Genomic DNA, 1,591 nt, shown 5'->3' with positions numbered 1-1,591 from the left:
CGCCGTCTCCCTCCGGTGAAGGCCGCCTTGTCGGGTTGATACGAGTGCTGTGTAACAGCCCTTATGAACAGCAATAAGTTCAGTGCTCAGATTGGACGGTTCGAGATTGTCGAGACCGGCCGTCGCCGTCGCTGGACTGATGATGAGAAACTCAAAATCGTTCTAGAAAGTTTGCAGGCACCGCGCGCTGTCTCGTCGACAGCGCGTCGATACGGCATCTCGCGCTCGCTTTTGTTGACTTGGCGACGATCGTTTGGGGCGCGGACGAACGATATTGAGCAACCTCAGCCAGCCTTTGTGCCGGCGATGGTGATGCCAGACCAACCGGCGGCGCCGCCAGTAGCTTTAGCGGGGCCAGCGAGCGGACGCATGGAGATTGTTGTCGGCAAGGCCTGTCGCGTAATCGTGGACGCCGGCGTTGATATGACGGCGTTGTCTCGCGTGTTGGATCTGCTGGAGCGGCGATGATCCCGATCGCAGCAGGGGCGAGAATCTGGATCACAACCGGCCACACGGACATGCGCAAAGGAATGCAGGGTCTCGCATTGCTGGTGCAGGAAGGCTTGGGGCGAGATCCTTTTGCCGGTGATGTCTTTGTGTTCCGTGGTCGTACCGGCACACTGATTAAGGCGCTTTGGCACGACGGGGTCGGGCTATCGCTTTATGCCAAGCGGCTGGACCGTGGCCGATTTATCTGGCCGGCGACGGTGGACGGCGTGGTGTCGCTGACCGCAGCTCAGATGGGCTATTTGCTGGAGGCGATCGACTGGCGCAACCCCCAACACAGCTGGCGACCGCAGAGCGCAGGATAGGTTGCGCAATAATCCCGTGAGATTGAAAAAGCGCGCGCCAAATCGCGACTTTTGTGATTCCATTGGTGCATGGGTGACGGTCCCGAGAAGCTGCCGGAAGACATTGAGGCGCTGCAAGCGGCGTTGCTGGCGACGCGCGCCGAACTCGCCAGCGTTCGCGCCCAGCAGTCCGACGACCATGCGCTAATCGCTCACCTGAAGCTGCAGATCAAAAAGCTGAACCGTGATCGTCATGGTCCTCGCTCGGAGCGTAGCGCAAGGCTGCTGGATCAGCTCGAACTGACGCTGGAGGAGCTCGAGGCTTCAGCGACTGAGGATGAACTTGCTGCCGAAATGGCTGCGGCCAGGACGACGAAGGTGGCCTCGTTCACGCGTAAGAGGCCGTCTCGCCAGCCGTTCCCGGACCATCTGCCTCGCGAGCGTGTGATCGTGCCGGGACCTGTGGCGTGCGCCTGCTGCGGCGGAGCGAGGTTATCCAAGCTCGGAGAGGACATCACCGAGACGCTGGAGGTGATCCCGAAATCCTGGAAGGTGATCCAGCACGTCCGGGAGAAGTTCAGCTGCCGTGATTGCGAGAAGATCAGCCAGGCCCCGGCGCCGTTCCACGTTATCGCCCGTGGTTGGGCCGGGCCCAGCTTGCTGGCGATGGTGCTATTCGAGAAGTTCGGCCAGCACCAGCCGCTGAACCGGCAGGCCGAACGCTATGGCAAGGAAGGCGTGCCGATCAGCCTATCGACCCTCGCCGACCAGGTTGGTGGCTGCACAGTTGCGATGACGCC

The 1,591-nt window shown here is 61.3% G+C and carries 3 protein-coding genes; all 3 read left to right on the top strand.

Going from position 1 to position 1,591, the window contains the following annotated elements:
- Window positions 1–63: 63 nt before the first annotated feature.
- Window positions 64–468 carry an IS66-like element accessory protein TnpA gene (gene tnpA / locus GGD65_RS39900; protein ID WP_183238756.1) on the top strand — a complete coding sequence of 135 codons (405 nt, stop codon included), beginning with the start codon at window positions 64–66 and terminating at the stop codon, window positions 466–468.
- Entirely contained in the window at window positions 465–812 is a 348-nt protein-coding gene (tnpB, locus tag GGD65_RS39895) for an IS66 family insertion sequence element accessory protein TnpB (protein ID WP_183238755.1), read from the top strand. Before tnpA ends, tnpB begins: the two co-directional genes overlap by 4 nt.
- Before the next feature lie 69 nt (window positions 813–881).
- Window positions 882–1,591, top strand: a 710-nt coding sequence (locus GGD65_RS39890) for an IS66 family transposase zinc-finger binding domain-containing protein (RefSeq protein ID WP_183238754.1), incomplete at its 3' end; no start/stop codon positions are given.

The organism is Bradyrhizobium sp. CIR18, assembly GCF_014198295.1.
Classification (GTDB): Bacteria; Pseudomonadota; Alphaproteobacteria; order Rhizobiales; family Xanthobacteraceae; genus Bradyrhizobium.
This window is presented reverse-complemented; position numbering and strand designations above follow the sequence as displayed.